A 22,735-nucleotide genomic window follows, 5' to 3' on the forward strand; every position below is an offset into this window, starting at 1 on the left:
GTGAGTGACGCAAAACGCGCCCGAAAGCGCGTATTGCGTTAGTCCGTCAGCTATGCTGCTGGTGCCGCTTTTTTACTGTCTGTTGGTGCTAAAGTCATGCGATACAGTTTTGGTGCTGTCAGCATCATCAAAATCGCGATGATAGCAGTGACGATACCAATCTGCATAAACACATGGCTATAGATTGCCAGTGATGCATGGGCGTCATTGATTTCAGCGGGTACTGCGGTCAATGCTGCCACTTTACCGGCGATCAGTGCTGCCGCTGCCGTGGTCAGGAACCATGAACCCATGATGAAGCCCATCAAACGCTGAGGCACTAACTGCGCAACCATCGCCAGACCCAAGCCGGAAATCATCAACTCACCGACACTTTGCAGCGCGTAGCTCAGGATCAACCAATTGACTGACATAATACCGTGTTCATTCGCCATGCTGGCACCCCATGGCAGTACCAGGAAGGCGGCGGAGCAGAGCACCATACCGAACGCAAACTTATGTGGCATGGGCAGACGGTCACCCATCTTGTTATAGACTGCCGCCAAAATGGGGCTAGCAACCATGATCCAGAATGGGTTCAGTGCCTGATACTGCTCCGGCTCGAAAGCAATACCGAAGATGGCGTGCTCAACGTTATGGATAGCAAAGAAGTTCAGTGATGTTGGCATTTGGCTGTAGAGCACGAAGAACACCACTGCTTCCAGCATCAACAGAAACGCCACAATCATTCTACGACGAGCGGTGCCGTGCAGTGAGAATGTCTCTTTGGCAAAGATACAAACAATCCCTACAGAGATCAGTGCTAATGCCCAGCGTGCAATAATTTGGTTGTGCAGCAACCAGTTAGACAGGGTGATCAGTGCGATAATCCCCACCAATACCAGCAGCAATTTTTTAAACTGCAGGGGTGCGAAGTCAGGTTTAGAACCTTGGTTTTTGACCCACTTACGGCAGAACCAGAAGTTCACCAAGGTGATCAACATACCCACAACACTCAGTGAAAACGCCACACTCCAACCATATCTAGCCGCTAACCATGGGGTTGCCAACATAGAGAAGAACGAACCGATATTGATGGACATATAGTACATGGTAAATGCACCGTCCAAACGTGGGTCGTCTTTGTTATAGCAGGTTGAGAGTAGAGAGGAGGGGTTAGCTTTAAACAAACCATTACCGACCGCAATGGTTGCCATGCCCAGATAAACCCAGAAAATATCATGTCCGGAGTAGGCAATCATGGCATAACCCACCGCCAGAATCAGTGCGCCGAGCACAATGACCCGTTTTGCCCCGAGAACTTTATCACCTAACCAGCCGCCAATGGCCACGAAGCCATAGACCAGTGCACTGAAGGAGGAGAATAAGGTGATGGAGTCGGCTTCGCTCATCCCGAGCATTTTTACCAGATAGACGGCCATGATCCCTTGCAGGCCGTAATAACCAAAGCGCTCCCAAAGCTCAATGGAGAAGATCAGGTAAAATGCTTTCGGCTGCTTGAAAGCATTCATGCTGATCTTTTCAGGTTGTTCGCTACTTGGTGGTTGTTGACTGTTGTTTGCTGTTGACACTGGGACCTCTGTGTTTTACTCCCTGCCATAAATGACAGAAGAGACAAAAGTGAATGCGTGAACCGGCATCCTTTTGCGTTGTTATAAGATGTTTAGCGGCGGTTAATGTTCACTATCTTTGTCAACGAGACAAGGCTTTTGTCATATTCTGTTACATATCTCTCTCGCAGTGCAATATCGCCATGTTACAAATGTTATGCAGTATTAACGTTTATGTTTTGGTGATTTGGCGATTTTTTGTTTTGATTAAAAGCTGAGCTTAATTTATTTAGTGATATATTCTGCTATTAATGTGATTTATGGTGAAAATGGTTATCGTAATGTGAATGACCAAATCAATATTATGCATACTGGGAGTTATCTGAAATTATCCAAATGGCGCTTAAATGTTAATCAGCCAAACACCTTGGTTATTAGATCAACTGTGAAAGGATCGGCGGGTGGTGTAAGTTTTTTTGCTTGAAAAAGGAGGGGGCTGGCATAACAGGGGCTGATTGATGGGCGATAGAGCGTCGACGCGGGATATCAATACCTTCAGGTACAGATATCCCGAAATAGTCTGCCAACAGATGATTTGCCCGCTTATTTGTTCTCCAGCGCGACTCATTGGCAGTGGCCCTTAAACTGTCTGCCCCAAAGCTTGGCGTAAACGGTTGGTCCAGCCAGCGCTGGCGGTGGTGATGATAATCCCCAGTAATTGGTGATAATTGACCCCCAGAGCGAGTAGCGGATGAATAGATTGATGGCTAAAACATTCCGGTGACCGGGTTAATTGAGCGGAGAGATCAATCAGCGAGTGGGTCATCTGCTCAGTTGGCTCAATTGCCAGTGCGCTATCCACCCCAGTGATTAATGCGCTGATTATCAATGAGTCATTGATTGATGCATAGATGGCTAACTGCTGCTTATGCTGAGCCTGGCAGTAAATGCTGCCATTGATGCGCGCTGAAACCAGCGCCACCAGTGCGAGCCAATCTGCGGGTATCTGCGGCGGCGCTGACTGCTGAGTTATCTCTCGGTAGGCGGGCAAACTTTGGGAGTTGCGTTCCAGCAGATCATGTAAGGTGATCGGCGTTTCATCTGACGATGACTCAGTGGCGCTGTCATCATTTGCGGTCAACGACGGCAGCCAGCCTTGCCATTGCGGTACTGTTGCCGGAATTAAATCTGCACTGGCATCTTCCATCCGTGGGAAACCAGGAAGCATAACGGTGGGATAACCGGCTAAGGCAGAAAGTCCGGCCACCACTCGGGCTTGATAGCCAACAAAACCAATAATCTGTGATAAAACAATGATATCGGCTGTGGTTAACCCAACCTCAGACAGTTGCTGTAGCGCATGTTGGTCGATCAACGTCGGCTGACTGGCGAGCTGGCGAGCATATTGGGTTATCTGGGTCAGCCGCATATTGCTTTCCCGCGAGGCATCCGGGCTGGAGAGTGGGGTAAGCCGCTCGGCATAGTGGCTGCATAGCCGCTGAACCCCCGTCACCTGTGCGACAGTTAATGCGCTACTTAAGCGGTCATACAGTGAAAGGCGATTTTCGTGGTTTAGCTCGACAATTGGCGGGAAGAGCAGCTGATAGAGGGCATCTGAGGCAGATAAAACGCCGGCATGGCGCTGTAAGCTCTCCGCGAGTGCGGCGGGAATTCCGTCGTCTACCCCTAGCAGGAAAATACCTGGTTCAGCATGGTGTTCGCTGTTGTGCGAGTGACTCATATCAGCTTTTGTGACGCCGTCACTTCTATCACTCACTTGCGCCACAACCCACTCCAGAGTGCCGCTACGTTGAGTTTCGTGATACCAATGAGCATTATCCGGTTGGCGAGTGTGCACCATAATGACCTCCGTTAGAGACAGCAACGTGCCAGCATTAAGGATGAGTGGGGGTTAAACAGCGCCGGTTGAGCTAGCGGGATCAAATAAATGGCGGCAAGGGCGGTAGCGGATCGGCAGCAGAGCAAAGGGGTAGGTATCCACATCGGCAAAATATCCTGTTGTTTTATGGCATGAGCACAGTGGATATCATTGCTGATTGAGTTGGCGAGATAAAATAATGTTAAGCCATAATCCATAACTAAAAGTAATAACATATTATTATATATAACAAAAATGATATTACGTTAGTCAATAATTGGCTAAAGAGATAAGGCGGCTAGCAATAGCAGGCGGCTGGATGCCGATATCCAGCCGCCTGGGGGTATTAAAACTGGGGGATACTAAAACTGGCAATATTAAAAATGACCCACATCCCGCCGCCAGGCATCCGCGGTTAATGCCTCACCAAAATGGCTAGAGATCAGGCGCTTAGTCAGATCATGCAGCGGGGACGCCAGCACTTCAGCCGTACTACCGCGCTCCACCACTTCGCCCTCATGCATCACAATCACCTGATCACTGATATGTTTCATCATGCCTAAGTGCTGGGTAACATAGATATAAGCTATGCCGTGCTTGTCCTGAAGTTCCAGCATCAGATTAATAATCTGTGAGCGCATGGACATATCCAGTGCGGCCAGTGCTTCATCGGCAACAATCACTTTCGGCTGCAAAATAAGCGCGCGCGCCAGAGCAATACGCTGCTTCTGACCAGAGGCCAACATATGAGGGTAGTAGTTCGCGTGATCAGGCAGTAGCCCCACCTGCCGCAGAGTCTGATAGATGCGCTGCTCGCGGGCGGCGGCATCCAAATCGGTGTTCAGTTTTAGCGGCGCATCCAGCAGTTGCCCGACGCGCTGACGTGGGTTCAGTGAGGTGCTCGGGTCCTGGAAAATCATGCGGATACGTTGACTGCGGTAACCATAGTCACCATAGACCAAACGATGGTCGTCAATCAGCAGCTCACCCTCCGTAGGCTCAATCATGCCCGATAGCATTTTCGCTAAGGTGGATTTACCTGAGCCATTTTCACCAATGACCGCCAGTGTCTGACCTTCACGTAAGGTAAAGCTGACTGACTTCACCGCCTCGACATGCTGACGGCGAAATAGCCCGGTACGATAGCGGAAGGTCTTGCTCAGGTTACGGACTTCGAGCAGTGTCTCGGCCATTATTGCTCCTCCAGATTTAAGGGGAAGTGGCAGGCAAAGGCGTGGTTTTTGACCAAGCGCAGGCGCGGAGTTTCAATGCAGGTTTTCTGCGCATAAGGGCAGCGCGGCCCGAGGCGGCAGCCGATGGGCAAATGTTCCAGCGACGGAATGGCTCCCGGTAACGTATTCAGGCGGCTTTTGTGTGGCAGCGAACGACCAAAGTCGGGCATCGAGCGAATGAGCGCCTGAGTATAAGGGTGGTGGGGGGTCGCCAGCAGATCCTCACAAACGGCACTCTCCACGGTTTGACCGCAATAGAGCACGTTAACCCGATTGGCCCACTTACTCATCATTTGTAAATCATGGCTGATCAGCAAAATAGTGGTGTTGTTATTCTGATTCAACCGCGCCAGTAGGCGGAAAATCTGCGCCTGAGTGGTAGGCTCCATCGCATTGGTCGGCTCATCGGCAATCAGCAGTCGTGGCTGATTCGCCAGAGCAATAGCAATCATCACCTTCTGGCATTCGCCCTCTGTCAGCTCATAGGGGTAGCTGCGCATAATGTCTTTGTGGTCTTTGATCCCCACGCGGTGCAGTAGCTCTATCGCCCGCCGTTTGCGCCAATGAAAACGCTGCCACCAGCGGCCTTTGTAAGTCCAGCCGGGAATGGCCTGGATCAGCTGTTGGCCAATGCTTTCTGAGGGGTCGAGACAAGATTGCGGCTCCTGGAAAATCATCGAAATATTATGGCCGATCACCTTACGTCGCTGACGTGGCGTCAGTTGCAGTAGATCGATATCATCGAAGCGAAAACGGTCAGCGGTGATCCGCCAGTTATCTTTACTGACGCCGCAGATAGCCTTGGCAATCAAACTCTTGCCCGAGCCAGACTCTCCCACCAGACCCCGCACTTCACCTTCGGTCAGGGTAATACTGATGCGGTCAACCGCTTTCACCATCCCCTCGGAGGTCATAAACTCGATGGTGAGGTTACGAATATCAAGTAACGGCATTACTCCACCCCTGCATTAATTGCACGACGCATACCATCACCTAATAGATTCACCAGCAGCACGCTAATTAGAATGGCCGCACCCGGTAGCATCACAGTCCAGGGGGCGACATAGACCAGATCCAGCGAGTCCCCCAGCATAGCTCCCCACTCTGGCGAGGGCAGTTGCGCCCCCAAATCCAGAAAACCTAATGCCGCAATATCCAAAATTGCCATCGACAGGGCGCGGGTAAACTCCGTGACTAACACCGCCGCAATATTGGGGAGGATGGCATAAGCCAGAATATGGGGGGTGGATGCGCCATCCAGACGGGCGGCAATCACATACTCTTTATCCAACTCATCATGCACGGCGCTATAAATGGTGCGAACCATTCGGGGCAACAGGGCCAGCCAGACCGCGAACATTGCATGTTCTAAACTGGGGCCAACAAAGGCGACCACAATAATCGCCAACAGCAGTGATGGAATAGAGAGCAAAGTATCCAGCACATGATTAAGAATGGCTGAGCGAAAACCGTGGGTGATGCCCGCAAAGACCCCGAGAACCACACCGCACAGCGCTGCCGCCAGTGTCACCAACAACGCGGAGCCATAGGTGGAGGCGGCACCGGCCAACAAGCGGCTTAAAATATCGCGGCCCAGATCGTCGGTGCCGAGGAAGAATGAGACGTTGCCGTAGCGTGACCAGGAGGGCGGGAGCAATTGGTAGCCGAGAAACTGTTGGTCAAGGGCATAGGGGGCGAGGGTGCTGCCCAGCAGGCAGAGTAGCAGTAAGGCCAGCACACCGTAGAAACCGACCATTGCCAAGGCATCCCCATAGAAAAGCCGCCAGGTATACAGCAACGGGCTGGGCATTTTCTTTTCGCGGTAGACATTATCGAAGGGCATACCACTCCTTATGCTTTAACGGCGTCATCATCGCGCCGACAATATCGGACAGCACGTTAATGACGATGACCAGCGAACCGACGACCATTACACCTGCGGATATTGCGGCGTAATCTTGCTGACGAATGGCATTAATCAGCCAACGACCCAATCCCGGCCAGTTAAACACCACCTCGGTGATCATCGCCAGCGTCAGCATGGTTGAGAACTGCAACCCCAGTTTTGGAATGATCGGCGGCAAGGCATTATGCAGCACATGGCGACGAATAATAGTGAAACGGGATAAGCCACGGGTCGCCGCCGCCTTAATGTAGTTTTGCCCGATCACATCATCGGTACTGGTGCGCATCAGGCGAATAACCTCGGTGGTCGGGGCAACCGCCAGCGCGGTGATGGGCAAGATCATATGCTGAATTGCACTGAGCATCATCTCTTCACGATATGGCGAGGGCGAGAGCCAGGCATCGACCAAGGCCAGCCCGGTGACCGGTTTCACCTGATACAATAGATCATAACGGCCGGAAACCGGCAGCCAGCCTAAATGCAGCGAAAAGAACAGCATAAGCAGCAGCGCCAGCCAGAACACCGGGATTGAAAAACCCACCAAGGCGACGGAGCTGATGGCGATATCGGCCCATTTACCGCGCATCACGCCAGCAATTATCCCCAGCGGAATGCCGATAAATAGCGCCAGTGAAAAGGCCAGAACACATAGCTCCATGGTGGCGGGGAAGGCCTCGCGTAACTGCTCGCTAATCGGTTGACCGTTAATGCTGGAGACGCCGAAATCCCACTGAATCAGGCTGCTGAAGTAGAAACGATAGGCATCCAGCAGTGCCACACCATTTAACGGCGCATGAGGGGTGAAATAGCTCAGGCTAAAACTGACCAGTGATAACATAAACAGGGTTATCACTAGCAGTAATAGTCGCCGTAAGGTGAAGATAATCATGGTTTTTTGCCCTCTTCGCTCTCACGGAACACGCCAGCAAAAGATGAATTGCCAAACGGGCTTAATACCAACCCTTTGATATCATGACGGTAAGCCTGTAGCCGCAGCGATGAAGCTAACGGCAGCAGCGGCAGTTGCTGCTCCAGAATACGCTGAGCCTGCTGATAATATTCAATACGCGACGACAGTTGCTGAGAGCGTAGTGCTTTTTGCAGTAATTCATCAAACTGTGGGTCACACCAGTGAGCATAGTTTGTTTGCGAACGAATTGCTGCACAGCTCAACAGTGGGCGGAAGAAACTGTCCGGGTCGTTACTGTCGGTTGACCAGCCGGAGAGGGTCAGATCGTGGTTCATCTCCATTAGGCGGGCTTCCTGAAAGCGGCCTTCAACCGGCACGATATTGACCGTGATGCCCACTTGCGCCAGATCCGCCTGAATCAGCTCTGCGGTCTTCAACGGGCTGGGATTATAGGATTGCGATGCCGTCGGCACCCACAAATTGAGCTGCAATTTGCTTAACCCTAACTCTTTTAGGATCGCTTTGGCTTTTTCCGGATTATATTCGGTCACCTGCGCCTGATTATCATAAGCCCATGATGCACGAGGCAAAATAGAGGCGGCAGTTTCTGCGGTGCCGTAATAAATTGATTGCATCAATCGTTGGTTATTAATTGATAAAGCAATCGCCTGCCGCACCCGCTGATCATTGAGCGGCGGTTTACGGGTATTGAACGCCAAATAGGCCACATTCATCCCTGGGCGCAGGGTCAGGCGCAGGCGAGGGTCATCGCGCAGAATGGACAGTTGACTAGCGGCGGGATAGGCCAACACATCACACTCACCGGTCAGCAACTTGGATAAGCGGCCAGTGCCACCGGCCCCCAGATCGATAACCACCTGCGGCATACGCGGTAAGCCTTTCCAGTAGTCACTGTTACGGAACAGGCGGATATATTGCCCAGACCGATATTCGTTTAACAAGAAGGGGCCTGTTCCCACGGGTTCGCGGTCGATCTGCTCCTGGCGACCTTTTTGGGTCAGCACATCGGCATACTCGGCAGAGAGCACCGGTGCATAGTGGGTCGCCAAATGCCAGAGGAATGAGGCATCCGGGGCTTTTAGCTTAAATTCAACGGTGTAGTCATCCAGCTTTTTGACACTCTGCACCGCGTCAGCAAATTGCAGGCTATCGAAATAGGGATATTCGCCGCCATTAACGCCATGGTAGGGGTGCTGGGAGTCAAGTACCCGCTGGAAACTGAATATCACGTCATCGGCGTTCATCATCCGAGTGGGGGTAAACCAATCAGTGGTCTGGAACGGCACATCTTTACGTAAATGAAAGCGGTAAGTTGCTCCGTTATCCAGCACTTGCCAGCTTTCGGCTAACTCAGGGATCAGCCGATAGGTGTAGGGGTCGACATCCAACAGGCGGTCATAGAGTTGTGCCGCCAGTGTATCGATGGTTAATCCGCTACTGGCCATCTGCGGATTAAAGGTATTTAGTATCCCACTGACGCAATAGACAAATCCACGCTGGCGGATATCTGGCAGCGGTTGATCAGCTAAGGCCGCCGGAGCAGACTGCGCCAGCGCTGGGGTCGCAAGGCAGGCCAGCGACAACATCCAAATGAGTAAAGCACGCATAAACGCTTCGCAGTAAGTAAGCAATACTCTCAGTGTACCGTAATCTGGCACCGCTCCCAATCCATTGAGCAAAACAACTGCGCCGTCTGCTGGTTGTTGCAGCAATTGATGATAATTCCATCATAATCAGTGTGGTAATGAGAAAAATTCTCAATAAACTGTTTGCAACTGCTATTGATAACTATTATCATTCGTTTGCTCTTCGGGATAAAGCCAATAGTTTTAGGCTTTTGACAGGAAAGCACGACATTGCTCACATTGCTTCCAGTGTTTTTAAGCCAGCTCGGGTGCTGGCTTTTTTTTTACCCTGCGTCCTTGGCGCGGCAGCGATGTTAGCGGCACTCGCGCCCACAAATCACTCCCCAACTCACTCTCCAGTTAAGATCGCGTGTTTTTTCAACATGCCGCGCAACTGATGATAAGTTAGCCCCAGTAAACTCGCCGCTTTACGCTGATTAAATCGCGCCTGCTCTAATGCGTGTTTTAACATCTGCTGCTCACGGTTATGCAGCCACTGCTTAAGGTCGATGGGGAGTGCCGGGAGGGGGCTTGAGGTTTCGCTATCAGGAGCCACGGCAATACCACTATCAGCACTCTGCCGGGCGGCGAAGGGGTTGATAATAATATTATCCAGCGGCTGAATGCTATCTCCATGGCGATACACCGAGCGCTCCACCACATTCTTCAGTTCACGCACATTGCCCGGCCAGTGATAGGCCAGCAATTGCGCTTGCGCCAGCGGCGTAAAACCGGGAAAAAGCGGTAAACCCAGCTCTCGGCACATCTGGATAGCAAAATGCTCAGCCAATAGCATAATATCTTGCTGGCGCTCACGTAACGGCGGCAGTTGTACCACATCAAAAGCCAGACGATCCAGCAGGTCGGCGCGAAATTTACCGGCTGCGGCTAACGCGGGTAAATTGTCATTGGTGGCACACACCAGCCGCACATCCACCTGCAACGGCTGGCTCCCGCCAACCCGCTCTAGATGCCCATACTCAATGACCCGCAATAATTTCTCCTGCACCAGCATGGGCGCGGTTGCCAGTTCGTCCAAAAACAGTGTCCCGCCGTCAGCCCGCTCAAAGCGGCCCAGATGGCGTTTTTGCGCACCGGTAAAGGCACCAGCCTCATGGCCAAATAGTTCCGAATCAAGTAGATTTTCATTCAGCGCCGCGCAGTTCAGGGAGATGAACGGCCCTTGCCAGCGCTCAGATAGATAGTGGAGGCGATGGGCAATCAGCTCCTTGCCGGTTCCGCGCTCACCAATCACCAATACGGGCTTATTCAGTTTTGCCAGCCCAGAAACTTGCTCCAGCACTTCAACAAAAGAGTTGGCTTCGCCCAACAGGTTATCTAATTGCTCACTCATGATGAAATTCGCCAATAGTTGGTTAATATAATCACTCTACATTTTATGTCAAAATAGGCAAAAAATTTTTTTTGTTATTTTTCAGGTGATTAACTTTTACAAAAAGTTGGCACGACTCTTGATATTGTCTTGGTGAATGAATATTTCTCTGAGGGTCGCATTGAGCACCATTAAGTCAGAGAGCTAACAAGTGAAAGAGGAGTTCTATTATGGGTATTTTTTCGCGCTTTGCCGATATCGTAAACGCAAACATCAATACATTGCTGGATAAAGCGGAAGACCCGCAAAAATTAGTCCGCCTGATGATTCAGGAGATGGAAGATACGCTGGTTGAAATTCGCTCAACATCTGCCCGTGCTTTAGCGGAGAAAAAGCAGTTGCTGCGCCGTATTGATCACAGCGAAAGCCAGCAGCAGGAGTGGCAGGATAAAGCTGAGCTGGCGCTGCGCAAAGATAAGGAAGATTTGGCCCGGGCGGCACTGATTGAAAAGCAAAAAGTCGCGGCGCTCATTGAGACGCTGACACGGGAAGTGGCCACAGTGGACGAAACACTGAGTCGCATGAAACATGAGATCACTGAGCTGGAAAGTAAGCTGACCGAAACCCGAGCCAGACAGCAAGCATTGACTCTGCGCCATCAGGCGGCAGCATCATCCCGTGATGTGCGTCGTCAACTGGACAGCGGGAAACTGGATGAGGCGATGGCGCGTTTTGAGCAGTTTGAACGCCGCATTGACCACATGGAAGCGGAAGCCGAAACCGTGGGTGTTGGCAAACAGAAGTCGCTGGATCAGCAATTTGCTGAACTGAAAGTCGATGATGAAATCAATAACCAGTTGGCTGCGTTGAAAGCGAAAATGAATTCAGCCGAGTAATGTGTCGTGCGACTCTACTACGCTAAACGGGCCATCAGAACTCAGATGGCCTGTCATAATGAAAATGCGGGTATCCGCGCAGATGATTAAGGGGAACCAATGAGTATCCTGTTTCTTGCCATACCACTGACCATCTTTGTGCTATTTGTGGCACCGATCTGGTTATGGCTGCACTACAGCAATCGCCAGCAAAGTGGCGCTCAACTCAGCCAGCAGGATATGCAGCGCCTGTCACAGTTGACCGACGATGCTCGCCGGATGCGTGAGCGGATCCAGACACTGGAAGAGATCCTTGATGCACAACATCCAAACTGGAGGCAGTCATAATGGGCGACACTTTTAAAAACAGTGGCTTAGGCAGCAAAAAACTCTATCGGGTGCCCGAAGAGGGCATGATCAAAGGGGTGTGTGCCGGATTGGCGCACTATTTTGATATTCCGGTGCGATTGATTCGGGTGATGGTGGTGTTATCCCTGTTTTTTGGCCTGTTCGTCTTCACTATCGCGGCCTATATCGTGCTGACATTTATGCTGGAACCGGCACCTGCCGCCAGTTTTAGTGAAGGTCGTGCAGCGACACCCCGGCAACTACTGGATCAGCTCGAGTATGAACTGGGTGCAGGAGAGCAGCGCTTACGGCAGGTGGAGCGCTATGTGACCTCGGAAACCTTCGTGGTCGAGAGCCGTTTCCGCCAGTTGTAATACTGGCCTGCTGTGCAATATCCATCCCTGCCGGAGGGCAATAGATGAACAATAATTCCGCCCGTAGACGTGCAGGTGTAGTATTAACCAGATTGATTAAAATTGTTTTTACTGTCGCATTGACCTATGGCCCGGCCGGTGCCGCTGGCTTGATAGTCAAAAATGTCAGCCGTAAGCCGCTGCGCTGGTTGCTGCTACTGCTGCTGGAACCGATGTTAAAACGTGCCATGACGGCAACTGCGGGCCAATTTGCCAAGGAGAAGCATGAAACGACTGCAAAATGAGATCAGCTCATTGGTTAACCGTGGGATGGATCGCCATCTCCGATTAGCAGTAACCGGCCTAAGCCGCAGCGGTAAAACCGCCTTTATCACCTCTTTGGTGAATCAATTACTTCATATTCACAGCGGTGCGCGTTTGCCGCTGTTTTCTGCGGTGCGTGAAGAGCGGCTACTGGGTGTAAAGCGCGTGCCACAGCGTGATCTGGGGATCCAGCGCTTTACCTATGATGAAGGGTTGGCTTCGTTGTATGGCACCCCACCGAACTGGCCGACGCCGACACGCGGTGTCAGTGAGATCCGTTTAGCACTGCGTTTTCGTTCCGGCGATTCGCTGTTGCGCCATTTTAAAGAGACCTCGACGCTGTATTTAGAAATTGTCGATTATCCGGGTGAATGGTTGCTTGATTTACCTATGCTGGAGCAGGATTACCTCAGCTGGTCGCGCCAAATGGCGGGCTTATTACAGGGGGATCGTGCCGAGTGGGCCAAGCCCTGGCTGACACTGTGCCAACAGTGTGATCCGCTGGCACCCGCTGATGAAAATCAGCTGGCGGCGATTGCGCAGGCGTATACCGATTATCTGATTCGCTGTAAGAGTGAGGGGCTGCACTTTATTCAGCCGGGGCGCTTTGTATTGCCCGGTGATATGGCGGGTGCGCCCGCATTGCAGTTTTTCCCGTGGCCAGATGTCAATGGAGCTGGCGAGTCGCGGCTGGCTCAGGCGGATAAGCACTCCAATCTTGGCATGTTGCGCACCCGTTTTAACTACTACTGCAACTCGGTGGTCAAAGGCTTTTACAAAGAGCACTTTGTTCGTTTTGATCGGCAAATCGTGTTGGTCGATTGTCTGCAACCGTTGAACAGCGGGCCACAGGCGTTTAACGATATGCGTTTGGCGCTGACACAATTAATGCAGAGTTTCCATTACGGAAAGCGCACGCTATTTCGTCGCCTATTCTCGCCGTGTATTGATAAGCTGATGTTTGCGGCCACCAAAGCAGACCATGTCACGGCAGATCAGCACGCAAATCTGGTCTCGTTGCTACAGCAACTGGTGCAGGAGGCGTGGCAAAATGCCGCTTTTGAAGGGATCAGCATGGATTGTGTCGGCCTGGCCTCGGTACAGGCAACCGAAAGCGGGATTGTCGATCATCATGGGCAAAAAATACCGGCATTGCGCGGTCATCGCCTGATTGATGGTACACCACTGACGGTCTTTCCCGGCGATGTACCTGCCCGTTTGCCGGGGCCTGCATTCTGGCAGCAGCAGGGGTTCCATTTTGATGAGTTCCGCCCGCAAGCGGTGAATGTCGATAGCCCACTACCCCATATTCGGCTGGATGCTGTGATGGAGTTCTTATTGGGAGATAAATTGCGATGAGCGAGCCTTTAAAACCACGGATCGATTTTGAACAGCCCTTGCAGCCACTGGATGAGCCAGTATTAAAAGCGGCGCAGGCTTTTGATCCGCAAACCGCTGAGAACTTCTATCCTGCGGCACCGGAATTGGATGCTGAAGATGAAGAGGGGCGAGTGGAGGGGTTGGTCAATGCGGCGCTGAAACCAAGACGCAGCCTGTGGCGAAAAATGGTGACCGCCGGTTTGGCGCTGTTTGGTGTCAGTGTGATTGCCCAGTCAGTGCAGTGGGTCAATCAGGCATGGCAACAGCAAGATTGGATAGCACTGGGGGCCACCACTGCCGGTGGGCTGATTGTGCTGGCGGGGGTCGGTTCGGTGCTGAGCGAGTGGCGGCGCTTATATCGCCTACGCCAACGGGCGGAAGAGCGCGATATTGCGCGCGAACTGTTGCTCAGTCACGGTATCGGTCAGGGACGGGCTTTTTGTGAAAAACTGGCACGTCAGGCGGGGCTGGATCAAGGGCATCCGGCACTCCAACGCTGGCAAGCTTCGCTACATGAAACCCATAACGATCGGGAAGTGGTTGAGTTATATGCAAAATTAGTACAACCGGCGCTGGATAATCAGGCGCGAGCGGAGATCAGCCGCTATGCTGCCGAATCGGCGCTTATGATCGCCGTCAGCCCATTGGCGCTGGTGGATATGGCGTTTATCGCCTGGCGTAATATTCGACTGATCAATCGTATTGCCGCTCTGTATGGCATTGAGTTGGGCTATTTCAGCCGCATCCGCTTGTTCCGGTTAGTGCTGCTGAACATCGCCTTTGCCGGTGCCTCTGAGCTGGTGCGGGAAGTTGGCATGGATTGGTTATCGCAGGATCTGGCAGCGCGGTTATCAGCCCGTGCGGCGCAAGGGATTGGCGCCGGTTTACTGACTGCGCGGCTGGGTATCAAAGCTATGGAGCTGTGCCGCCCCTTGCCGTGGATGGCGGGGGATAAACCTAAGTTAGGTGATTTCCGCCGTCAGTTGATTAGTCAGCTGAAAAATACGCTGCCGAAAAAAGATAAATCTAACCAATAGTGGTGCGCCATTGATTCGCAGCAGTGACTACTTCAACCGTGGATCAAAGGAGAACGACAGGGGTTTGACGCTGTTCAAGCAGAGTGGAAACTCTTTGTGGCGCGGATTGACTAACATGTTGTTTTCCGACGGCACTAATGTGGATGGAACCAGTAATCCAACTGAGGATGCTGATTCCAGCCACTCAGTGCCAAGATCCATGGTGGTGGCCGGTGCGGGGTCGCTACGCCAGTCAGTGGGCCAATCTGGGCGCTGCAACAGCATGATATGGCTGTCATCAATCTCGATTTGAAATAGTTCAAATTCGCTGAGGGTTGAGCTGTCCTGAATATGCACCAGTGTTTCCAGCATGGCTAATGACACACTGCTGGCCAGATAGAGAGCCGCGTGGCCTTTATGATTCCAGCGCCCACCATAGATTTCAGCGCCATAGCCGGTCCAGGTTGATGCAAGATAACGGCGCATCACAATGCGATAGAGCATCATAAATATCGGCCCATGGGGTTGAACTTCATTGCGTCACTATCCCTCAATTAAACTTATCCCTGTCCCGCTGGCCGTGAGCTTAGGAAAATACGCCGTGCTCCAACCGCCCAATGAGGTCACAAACTTCCAATGCGCCGGTTTCTGTCTCGAGTAAAGAGTCTGGGCTGTGATGCCCCAACCCCTTAATTGGCGTTGACATCCAGGTGATGGCCTTGCCCTTATCGCCGCCAAAAAGATCGACTGCCGCATCCATCACGCGGACGAAACGTGCAATTCGCTCACTCTCTTCCGGCGTAAAACGGCCATCATGGGTACGTCTACGGGTTAGACTACGGCTGGGGATCCCCGTTGCACGTAATATTTCAGCTTTAGGCATGGAGGCCCAAAGGTGAATACTGTCGATGACATCAACAGAAAACCCCAACTTAATGCTGTCAACCAAAACGGTGCCACGGCTGGCGGGCAAACCAATCTCACGCCAGAGTGCGCCAGTTTTGCTCGCAGGTGTTGGGTGATATGCTCTCATATAACCTCCTCGGTCATGTGGCTACATCTACTATAGCCAACTGGCCGAGATAAAGCAAAGTGTCACTTGACCTTGACGAGGGAAGTTGACACATCCAGCCATTATATTATTCTGAATTATTCATATAAATAATAATATGACGCTATATATGGCGGCGTTAAGGGTTGATGATCTTTCCTTAGTGTGCTGAGGGCGTAAAAAAAACAGCAAAAAGCCGATTTCTGTCAACTTTTGCTGACAGACTGCTTCATCAGCAAGGGGGGACAGGGTATTATCATAGCCAGAATTCCGCACCTGCCATATATAAGGTCGATACTGATGCGCTTGGAAGTTTTTTGCGAAGACCGAATCGGTCTTACCAGAGAGTTACTTGATCTCTTGGTTTTACGCAGCATTGATTTACGGGGGATCGAAATTGATCCAATTGGTCGCATCTACCTGAACTTCTCTCAACTAGATTTCAGTGTATTTAGCGCATTAATGATGGATATTCGCCGCATTGATGGTGTAACTGATGTCCGCACCGTCTCCTTTATGCCATCAGAGCGAGAGCACCGCTCACTGCGCGCACTGCTCGAGTCGATGCCTGAGCCGGTCTTCTCTATCGATTTAAAGGGCAATCTTGAGCTAGCCAACCCGGCGGCCCGTGATCTGTTCTCCCTCAATGAGGAGAAAATCCGCCACAAAACTGCGGGCAGCCTCCTGGGTGGCTATAACTTTGCCCGCTGGTTTGAGGGGGGAGAAACAGCACCTCATACCGAACGTGTGTTGATCAATAATCAGGATTATCTGATGGAGATCACCCCCATCCAACTCGAAGACGAGAATCAGAAAAATCAGACTGTTGGCGCGGTAGTGATGCTAAAATCTACCGCCCGCATGGGGCAGCAACTGCAAATCCTATCGGTCAACGACGATACTGAATTTAAGCAGATAGTCGCGACCAGCACTAAAATGCGTCAGGTGCTTGATCAAGCTCGCAAGTTAGCCATGTTGGATGCACCACTGTTGTTGGTGGGGGATACCGGCACCGGGAAGGATCTCTTGGCGCGGGCCTGTCATCTGCGCAGTCCACGCGGAAAAATGCCTTTTCTCGGGCTTAACTGCGCTTCATTGCCAGACGACGTGGTGGAAAGCGAACTGTTCGGTTATGCCGCCGGGGCTTACCCCAATGCCATTGAAGGCAAAAAAGGTTTCTTTGAGCAGGCAAATGGTGGCTCGGTGCTGCTGGACGAAATCGGCGAAATGTCGCCTCGCATGCAGATCAAACTGTTGCGCTTCCTCAATGATGGCACTTTCCGCCGGGTTGGTGAGGAGCATGAGGTGCATGTCGATGTGCGGGTGATATGCGCCACGCAAAAGAATTTAGTGGAGTTGGTACAGCGCGGTGAGTTCCGTGAGGATCTCTATTATCGCCTCAATGTGCTGACTATCACTTTGCCGCCATTACGTGAGCGTCAGGCCGATATCATGCCGCTGACGGCGCTGTTTGTTGCTCGTTTCTCCGATGAACAGGGTGTTCCTCGGCCAAAACTGGCCCCGGAGCTCAGCAGTTTCCTGACCAACTATGGCTGGCCGGGTAATGTGCGGCAACTGAAAAATGCCATCTATCGCGCCTTGACCCAGCTAGAGGGTTCAGAGCTGCGACCACAAGATATTACTCTGCCGGAATTTGAAGTTGAAGCCGCGCTGGGGGATGAAGTGCTGGATGGTTCGCTGGATGATATCAGCAAACGGTTCGAACGTTCGGTGCTGACCCGGCTTTATCGCAACTATCCGAGCACGCGGAAACTGGCTAAGCGGCTGGGTGTTTCCCACACTGCGATTGCCAATAAGTTACGCGAATATGGCTTAAGCAGTAAACGGCCGGTGAGTGATGAGAGTGAAGAGGAGTAAGTCACAGATAAGTTGTCTGTGATGAGATTTTCATAAAAAAACGGCTGAACCCCAAAGGGACAGCCGTTTTGAATCCACACTCCGGTTTGATTCAAACCGAGAGTTATCGACTTATTTCAGTGCTGCCAGTGCGGCATCATAGTTTGGTTCAGTGGTGATCTCATTAACCAACTCACTGTAGATAACGTTGTCCTGACCATCCAGAACCACCACAGCACGGGCAGTCAAACCTGCCAATGGGCCTTCAGTAATAGCCACACCGTAAGCTTGTTTGAAGTCAGCGCCACGCAAAGTTGACAGTGTAGTGACGTTGCTCAGACCTTCAGCACCGCAAAAACGTGATTGGGCAAATGGCAAGTCTGAGGAGATGCAAAGAACTACAGTGTTCTCAAGTTCGCCTGCCAGTTGATTGAATTTACGTACCGATGCAGCACAAACACCAGTATCAATGCTTGGGAAGATATTCAGGACTTTACGTTTGCCAACGAAGTTGCTCAGGGCCACGTCAGATAAATCTTTCGCTACCAAAGTAAAGTCTTTCGCTTTATCGCCCACTTGCGGCAATTGACCGGCGACGGTCACTGGATTGCCTTGAAAATGTACGGTTTGTGTCATTATTTGCTCCCTTTTACAGATGTGTAACACGAAGTTCAGTTTAAGGTAACAATGGCAGCTTGGATATGAGAAATTTGCCAAATACCGGAGATTTTGTTTAGGTTAGATTCTAACATCGGTCGCCAAAGTCCGAATATTGCCAAGGAGCCATAATTGAGAACGATGCGTTTCTACCCTGAGGCCTGGCCTCTACACTCTGCGTTTGTTATTTCCCGTGGCAGTCGTACAGAGGCGAAAGTGGTGGTGGTCGAAATTGAAGAGAATGGCATCCTAGCCTTTGGCGAATGTACGCCATATCCCCATTATGGCGAAAGTGAATCTTCGGTGATGGCCCAGCTTGCCTTGGTGGTAAGCGCCATAGAAGAGGGGGCTTCACGAGGCGCATTACAGCAGCTTTTACCTGCTGGGGCGGCCAGGAACGCGGTGGATTGTGCGCTATGGCAACTGGAGTGTTTGCAGCAGCAACAAAGTTTATGGCACCTAAGCCAGATAGCGCCGGTTGCTCATATTGCGATGGCCCAGACGGTGAGCATTGGTGCGCCAGAAACCATGGCGCACAGTGCCAGCGCATTGGCGCGCCAGGGGGCCAACCTACTGAAAATCAAACTTGATGACCATCTCATTGCCGAGCGGTTGGTGGCGATCCGCAGTGCTGCGCCTGAAGTGACGTTAATCGTCGATGCTAATGAGTCGTGGCAAACAGAAGGGTTGGCGGCCCGTTGCCAGCTACTGGCTGATTTAGGCGTCGCCATGCTTGAGCAGCCATTGCCTGCGGGCCAGGATGACTGTTTGCAGAATTTTATTCATCCGTTACCCATTTGCGCTGATGAGAGCTGCCACACGCGAGCCGATTTAGCCAGTCTGGTTGGCCGCTATGATATGGTCAATATTAAGCTGGATAAAAGTGGTGGGTTAACCGAGGCATTGCTGTTAGCCGAGCAGGCGAAATCACTGGGATTTGCCATTATGCTCGGTTGCATGCTGTGCACTTCCCGCGCCATTCGGGCCGCATTGCCTTTGGCACCGGGCGCCCGCTTTGTTGATTTGGACGGCCCCACGTGGTTGGCGCAGGATGTTGAGGGCGGGCTGCGCTTCTCAACCGGGGCGATTGATCTGTCGGCCTAATCAGCCAGCGTCAATAGATCAATTAATGCCGCCAGATAACACTCACTGGCGGCATCCGCTGAGATTGGCGGTAATTCTGCGGTGATACAAGGCAAGTGGCGATCTGCGCACCAACTGCCAAAAGAGCCGGGTGTGGCGTAACCCACACTGGTAACCAGCGGCAAGTTAAAATTGGCCGCCAGCCGCGCACCCAGCGCAGAGCTATCAGGATCCTCAATGCAGGCCAGCGGTTCATGGAATGAAACGACCCAACGCGGTGCCAACTGGGTAATTAATGCACATAAAGCCTGGGTTTCCGGCTCAGATCCCGCCTGTTCGCCTGCCGATAACAGCACATCTCGCGCATCAGCCACACTGTTCCAGCGATAGACCGTCTCCCCTGTCTGCCAGTTTTCGGCGGGAAAATTACGATTCAGATCAACCCCATTGGCATTCGCCCGGAGTCCCAATTGACAACCATCCGGATTGACTGCCAGCACCACGTGGTGACGCTGCTGTTCCGGCGAGATAGTGCGTAGCGCACAGGAGAGCGCAACAATAGCGGCGCTCTCATCACCATGGGTTCCGGCGATAATCAGCCCAGGCTTTTCGGCTGAGTGGGGGGCGGGGAAGTAGTGCAGCGGTGCGCCCAGCAGAGATTTGCCATAGGGCTGGCCTAAGGTGACCAGATTTCCGCGCGCTGAGCGAGGCCGATGTTGACTCATAATACTTCCTGTTATCGCGAAACATAAATATTGCCGTTAAACATAGCATCTAACATTATTACTTTGAATCAATAAGATAAGTTATTTTCTGCCAGATAAAACAGCGATTAGGTAAAAAGCGGGCGAAATGCAGTTGCTGATAGCGCTGTTGGGGTCAGGTGGTATTCCAGGCCTCTTTGCACGCACTATTTTTTATTTTCCCATGGTTACTCTGGCATCTAATCTGCTAGTTTATGTTTATTCGGCTTTTTTTTTCGCTGGCAAAGAACGAATCGCTGACAAAGAACAACAACTCGCTGACATGGAACAACAACGAAAAGGTTATCAATTATGCGCTATTTCCGTTATGCATTGTGTGCCGCATGGGTTGGCTCAATATTGGGCACGGCAAGTGCCGCTGACCTCCCTGCCGGCACGGTACTGGCCGAGAAACAAGAAATTGTTCGTCACCTTAAAGATGAACCGGCGTCCCTTGACCCAATGAAAGCAGTCGGGTTGATAGAGGCGCAGGTCGATCGGGATCTATTCGAAGGGTTGGTTAACCAGAATGCGCAGGGTGAAATTATTCCAGGCGTCGCCACCAACTGGCAAACCACCGATAATCAAACTTACATCTTTACGCTCCGTAAAGACGCGAAATGGTCTAATGGCGATCCGGTGACGGCGCAAGACTTTGTCTATAGCTGGCGTCGTTTAGTTGACCCTAAAAGTTTATCTCCTTTTGCCTGGTTTGCTGAACTGGCTGGCGTAGAAAATGCCCAACAAATCATTGCCGGAAAAATGCCACCAGAAAGTCTAGGGGTGAGTGCCGTGAATGATCACACCTTAAGAGTTAAGCTTATCCGGCCGGTACCTTATTTCCCCAGTTTGACGGCTAATTTTAGTCTATTCCCAGTACCGCAAACCACTGTTGAGAAGTACGGCAGTGACTGGACGAAAGTCGGTAATCTGGTTGGAAACGGCGCATTTAAATTACAAGACCGCGTGGTCAATGAGAAATTAGTTTTGGTACCGAATGAACACTATTGGGACCATGCTCATACTGTCTTGACTAAAGTGACCTTTATTCCAATCAATCAGGAAGCGAATGCCACTAAACGTTATCAGGCGGGGGATATCGATATTACAGAGTCTTTCCCGAAGAATTTATATCAGAAACTGTTAAAAGATATTCCGGGTCAAGTTTATACGCCGGATCAGCTAGGGACTTATTATTACGCCTTTAATACCCAGCGTGCGCCGACCAATGATGTTCGGGTACGCAAAGCATTATCTTACGCCATCGATCGTAAGATTATCGCTGAAAAGGTTCTGGGTACCGGTGAGAAGCCCGCTTATCACTTTACCCCTGATGTCACCGCCAATTACCACCCGGTGGCGAATATATTGCAGCAACAAGATCAGGATGAATTGGATGCGCAAGCCAAGGCGCTGCTCCATGCTGCGGGTTATGGCCCGGATAAACCGCTAAAATTATCATTGCTGTACAATACATCTGACAACAATCAGAAATTAGCCATTGCCATAGCGTCGATGTGGAAGAAAACATTGGGTGTGGATGTGCAGATGATTAACCAGGAGTGGAAGACTTATATTGATAGTCGCAATACCGGTAATTTTGATGTGGTGCGTGCATCATGGGTGGGCGACTACAATGAACCATCAACCTTCCTGTCACTACTGACGTCAATGCACAGTGGGAATATTGCCAAATTTAAGAGTGCGGATTATGACCGCCTGCTAAATGAAGCGGGCCGCGAGACGAATCCCAAATTATTAAATGATGATTATAATAAGGCCGAGCAGATTATTGCGGAGCAGGTGCCGATAGCGCCAATATATCAATTTACCAATGGGCGCTTAATTAAGCCATGGGTGAAAGGTTACCCCATTACCAACCCGGAAGATGTTGCATATAGCCACAGCCTGTACATTATCAAGCACTAAATATCATTTTGTTGATCTGCTGTGATGTGAAAATAAGTCAGCCGCCGGTATCTATCGGCGGTTTAGCATTTTAACTACATTAAATAATTAATAGATGAAATTTATTTTGCAGTTTTATGTTCGGATTGCTTAGGTACAATGGCTGCTATGGAGATCATAAATCCTGTAAGAGACGCGATGATCAAGGGAAAGATAAATGCATCTGAAGATCTCAATGGATTTTGTATATCGAAAAGCATCAAAAAGAAAAATGCGCTGGTTGCAAAAGTCGATGATGCATATAATTCGTTCAGTTTATATTGCAGGTTCTCTAATGCGAATGGTGGTGTCTTTTTTGAAAGACAATCCCAAACAATATGAACTGCCATATAAGAGATACAGATGATGCAGTAGAACCTCGTTAGCTCATCGGTGGTTTGCGGCGAGTACCAGTGAGAAGAGAACTGACCCAAATCAGGTTACCAAGCCATTTTTCAGATAAATCCCTGCAGTTATTGCGCTCCCCAGAGCGGCAAATGTGAGTGCAAAGGATGCTGTAACAGTTAATGCGGGTATGAAAAAAGATAAGCAACCCGTCATAGCAAACCCCGCACCCGCGCCACCAATCAATGCTTTCATTAATGTTATGATACTGATTTCCATAATCAATATTCCTTTAATCTA

General features: G+C 51.0%; 22 protein-coding genes. 9 read left to right on the forward strand and 13 right to left on the reverse strand.

Going from position 1 to position 22,735, the window contains the following annotated elements:
* Positions 1–50 precede the first annotated feature (50 nt).
* The 8 genes from dtpA to pspF form a co-directional block, all read right to left on the reverse strand.
* Positions 51–1,571, reverse strand: a complete 1,521-nt coding sequence (dtpA, locus tag FFE93_RS09805) for a dipeptide/tripeptide permease DtpA (RefSeq protein ID WP_005270413.1) — start codon at positions 1,569–1,571, stop codon at positions 51–53.
* Positions 1,572–2,190: 619 nt separating this feature from the next.
* Positions 2,191–3,411 (reverse strand): CMD domain-containing protein, encoded by a 1,221-nt coding sequence (locus FFE93_RS09810; protein WP_138775076.1) that lies wholly within the window; start codon positions 3,409–3,411, stop codon positions 2,191–2,193.
* 395 nt (positions 3,412–3,806) lie between these two features.
* Positions 3,807–4,622, reverse strand: a complete 816-nt coding sequence (sapF, locus tag FFE93_RS09820; protein ID WP_054872016.1) for a putrescine export ABC transporter ATP-binding protein SapF — start codon at positions 4,620–4,622, stop codon at positions 3,807–3,809.
* Positions 4,622–5,614 (reverse strand): putrescine export ABC transporter ATP-binding protein SapD, encoded by a 993-nt coding sequence (sapD, locus tag FFE93_RS09825; RefSeq protein ID WP_005270417.1) that lies wholly within the window; start codon positions 5,612–5,614, stop codon positions 4,622–4,624. The genes sapF and sapD overlap by 1 nt, the downstream gene beginning before the upstream one ends.
* Entirely contained in the window at positions 5,614–6,504 is an 891-nt protein-coding gene (gene sapC, locus FFE93_RS09830; protein WP_032896212.1) for a putrescine export ABC transporter permease SapC, read from the reverse strand. Before sapC ends, sapD begins: the two co-directional genes overlap by 1 nt.
* Entirely contained in the window at positions 6,491–7,456 is a 966-nt protein-coding gene (sapB, locus tag FFE93_RS09835) for a putrescine export ABC transporter permease SapB (RefSeq protein WP_032896214.1), read from the reverse strand. The genes sapC and sapB overlap by 14 nt, the downstream gene beginning before the upstream one ends.
* Positions 7,453–9,105 carry an ABC transporter substrate-binding protein SapA gene (gene sapA / locus FFE93_RS09840; protein ID WP_049600538.1) on the reverse strand — a complete coding sequence of 551 codons (1,653 nt, stop codon included), beginning with the start codon at positions 9,103–9,105 and terminating at the stop codon, positions 7,453–7,455. Before sapA ends, sapB begins: the two co-directional genes overlap by 4 nt.
* Positions 9,106–9,472: 367 nt before the next feature.
* Positions 9,473–10,477 (reverse strand): phage shock protein operon transcriptional activator, encoded by a 1,005-nt coding sequence (pspF, locus tag FFE93_RS09850; RefSeq protein WP_032896216.1) that lies wholly within the window; start codon positions 10,475–10,477, stop codon positions 9,473–9,475.
* A 209-nt stretch (positions 10,478–10,686) separates the two neighbouring features.
* On the opposite strand from pspF, the gene pspA reads away from it, so the two are divergent.
* The 6 genes from pspA to FFE93_RS09880 all read left to right on the forward strand — a co-directional run bounded on the left by pspA (position 10,687) and on the right by FFE93_RS09880 (position 14,773).
* A complete protein-coding gene (pspA, locus tag FFE93_RS09855; protein WP_005270436.1) occupies positions 10,687–11,352 on the forward strand; it encodes a phage shock protein PspA in 666 nt (221 codons plus the stop codon).
* A gap of 99 nt (positions 11,353–11,451) precedes the next feature.
* Positions 11,452–11,679 (forward strand): envelope stress response membrane protein PspB, encoded by a 228-nt coding sequence (gene pspB, locus FFE93_RS09860; protein ID WP_032896218.1) that lies wholly within the window; start codon positions 11,452–11,454, stop codon positions 11,677–11,679.
* Positions 11,679–12,053 carry an envelope stress response membrane protein PspC gene (pspC, locus tag FFE93_RS09865; protein ID WP_005270439.1) on the forward strand — a complete coding sequence of 125 codons (375 nt, stop codon included), beginning with the start codon at positions 11,679–11,681 and terminating at the stop codon, positions 12,051–12,053. The genes pspB and pspC overlap by 1 nt, the downstream gene beginning before the upstream one ends.
* Positions 12,054–12,097: 44 nt before the next feature.
* Positions 12,098–12,337, forward strand: coding sequence for a phage shock protein PspD (pspD, locus tag FFE93_RS09870; RefSeq protein ID WP_032896220.1), 240 nt, complete (start codon positions 12,098–12,100; stop codon positions 12,335–12,337).
* Positions 12,318–13,715 carry a YcjX family protein gene (locus FFE93_RS09875; protein WP_032896223.1) on the forward strand — a complete coding sequence of 466 codons (1,398 nt, stop codon included), beginning with the start codon at positions 12,318–12,320 and terminating at the stop codon, positions 13,713–13,715. The genes pspD and FFE93_RS09875 overlap by 20 nt, the downstream gene beginning before the upstream one ends.
* Positions 13,712–14,773, forward strand: a complete 1,062-nt coding sequence (locus tag FFE93_RS09880; RefSeq protein ID WP_032896225.1) for a YcjF family protein — start codon at positions 13,712–13,714, stop codon at positions 14,771–14,773. Before FFE93_RS09875 ends, FFE93_RS09880 begins: the two co-directional genes overlap by 4 nt.
* 27 nt (positions 14,774–14,800) lie before the next feature.
* On the opposite strand, the gene FFE93_RS09885 is transcribed toward FFE93_RS09880, so the two are convergent.
* Together FFE93_RS09885 and xre are read right to left on the reverse strand one after the other, a co-directional pair.
* Positions 14,801–15,259 carry an RES family NAD+ phosphorylase gene (locus FFE93_RS09885; protein ID WP_005270456.1) on the reverse strand — a complete coding sequence of 153 codons (459 nt, stop codon included), beginning with the start codon at positions 15,257–15,259 and terminating at the stop codon, positions 14,801–14,803.
* Positions 15,260–15,338: 79 nt separating this feature from the next.
* Positions 15,339–15,785 carry a type II toxin-antitoxin system antitoxin Xre gene (xre, locus tag FFE93_RS09890; RefSeq protein ID WP_005270459.1) on the reverse strand — a complete coding sequence of 149 codons (447 nt, stop codon included), beginning with the start codon at positions 15,783–15,785 and terminating at the stop codon, positions 15,339–15,341.
* 318 nt (positions 15,786–16,103) lie between these two features.
* Here xre and tyrR point away from each other — a divergent pair, with 318 nt between their 5' ends.
* Entirely contained in the window at positions 16,104–17,681 is a 1,578-nt protein-coding gene (gene tyrR, locus FFE93_RS09895) for a transcriptional regulator TyrR (RefSeq protein WP_032896227.1), read from the forward strand.
* Between the two features lie 111 nt (positions 17,682–17,792).
* On the opposite strand, the gene tpx is transcribed toward tyrR, so the two are convergent.
* Entirely contained in the window at positions 17,793–18,296 is a 504-nt protein-coding gene (tpx, locus tag FFE93_RS09900; protein WP_005270467.1) for a thiol peroxidase, read from the reverse strand.
* Between the two features lie 153 nt (positions 18,297–18,449).
* Between tpx and ycjG the strand changes: the two genes are divergently transcribed.
* Positions 18,450–19,421, forward strand: a complete 972-nt coding sequence (gene ycjG, locus FFE93_RS09905; protein WP_138775077.1) for an L-Ala-D/L-Glu epimerase — start codon at positions 18,450–18,452, stop codon at positions 19,419–19,421.
* Here the strand turns inward: ycjG and mpaA are convergent.
* Complete coding sequence (gene mpaA / locus FFE93_RS09910) at positions 19,418–20,125, reverse strand: murein tripeptide amidase MpaA (RefSeq protein WP_032896232.1); 708 nt, start codon at positions 20,123–20,125, stop codon at positions 19,418–19,420. The two genes, ycjG and mpaA, sit on opposite strands and share 4 nt — an antisense overlap.
* 330 nt (positions 20,126–20,455) lie before the next feature.
* Between mpaA and FFE93_RS09915 the strand changes: the two genes are divergently transcribed.
* Entirely contained in the window at positions 20,456–22,072 is a 1,617-nt protein-coding gene (locus FFE93_RS09915; RefSeq protein ID WP_138775078.1) for an ABC transporter substrate-binding protein, read from the forward strand.
* 453 nt (positions 22,073–22,525) lie between these two features.
* Here FFE93_RS09915 and FFE93_RS09925 read toward each other — a convergent pair whose 3' ends face one another.
* On the reverse strand, positions 22,526–22,714 hold the full coding sequence (locus FFE93_RS09925; RefSeq protein WP_005270473.1) for a hypothetical protein: 189 nt from the start codon (positions 22,712–22,714) through the stop codon (positions 22,526–22,528).
* Positions 22,715–22,735 lie beyond the last annotated feature (21 nt).

Source organism: Yersinia sp. KBS0713, from assembly GCF_005937895.2.
Classification (GTDB): Bacteria; Pseudomonadota; Gammaproteobacteria; order Enterobacterales; family Enterobacteriaceae; genus Yersinia; species Yersinia bercovieri.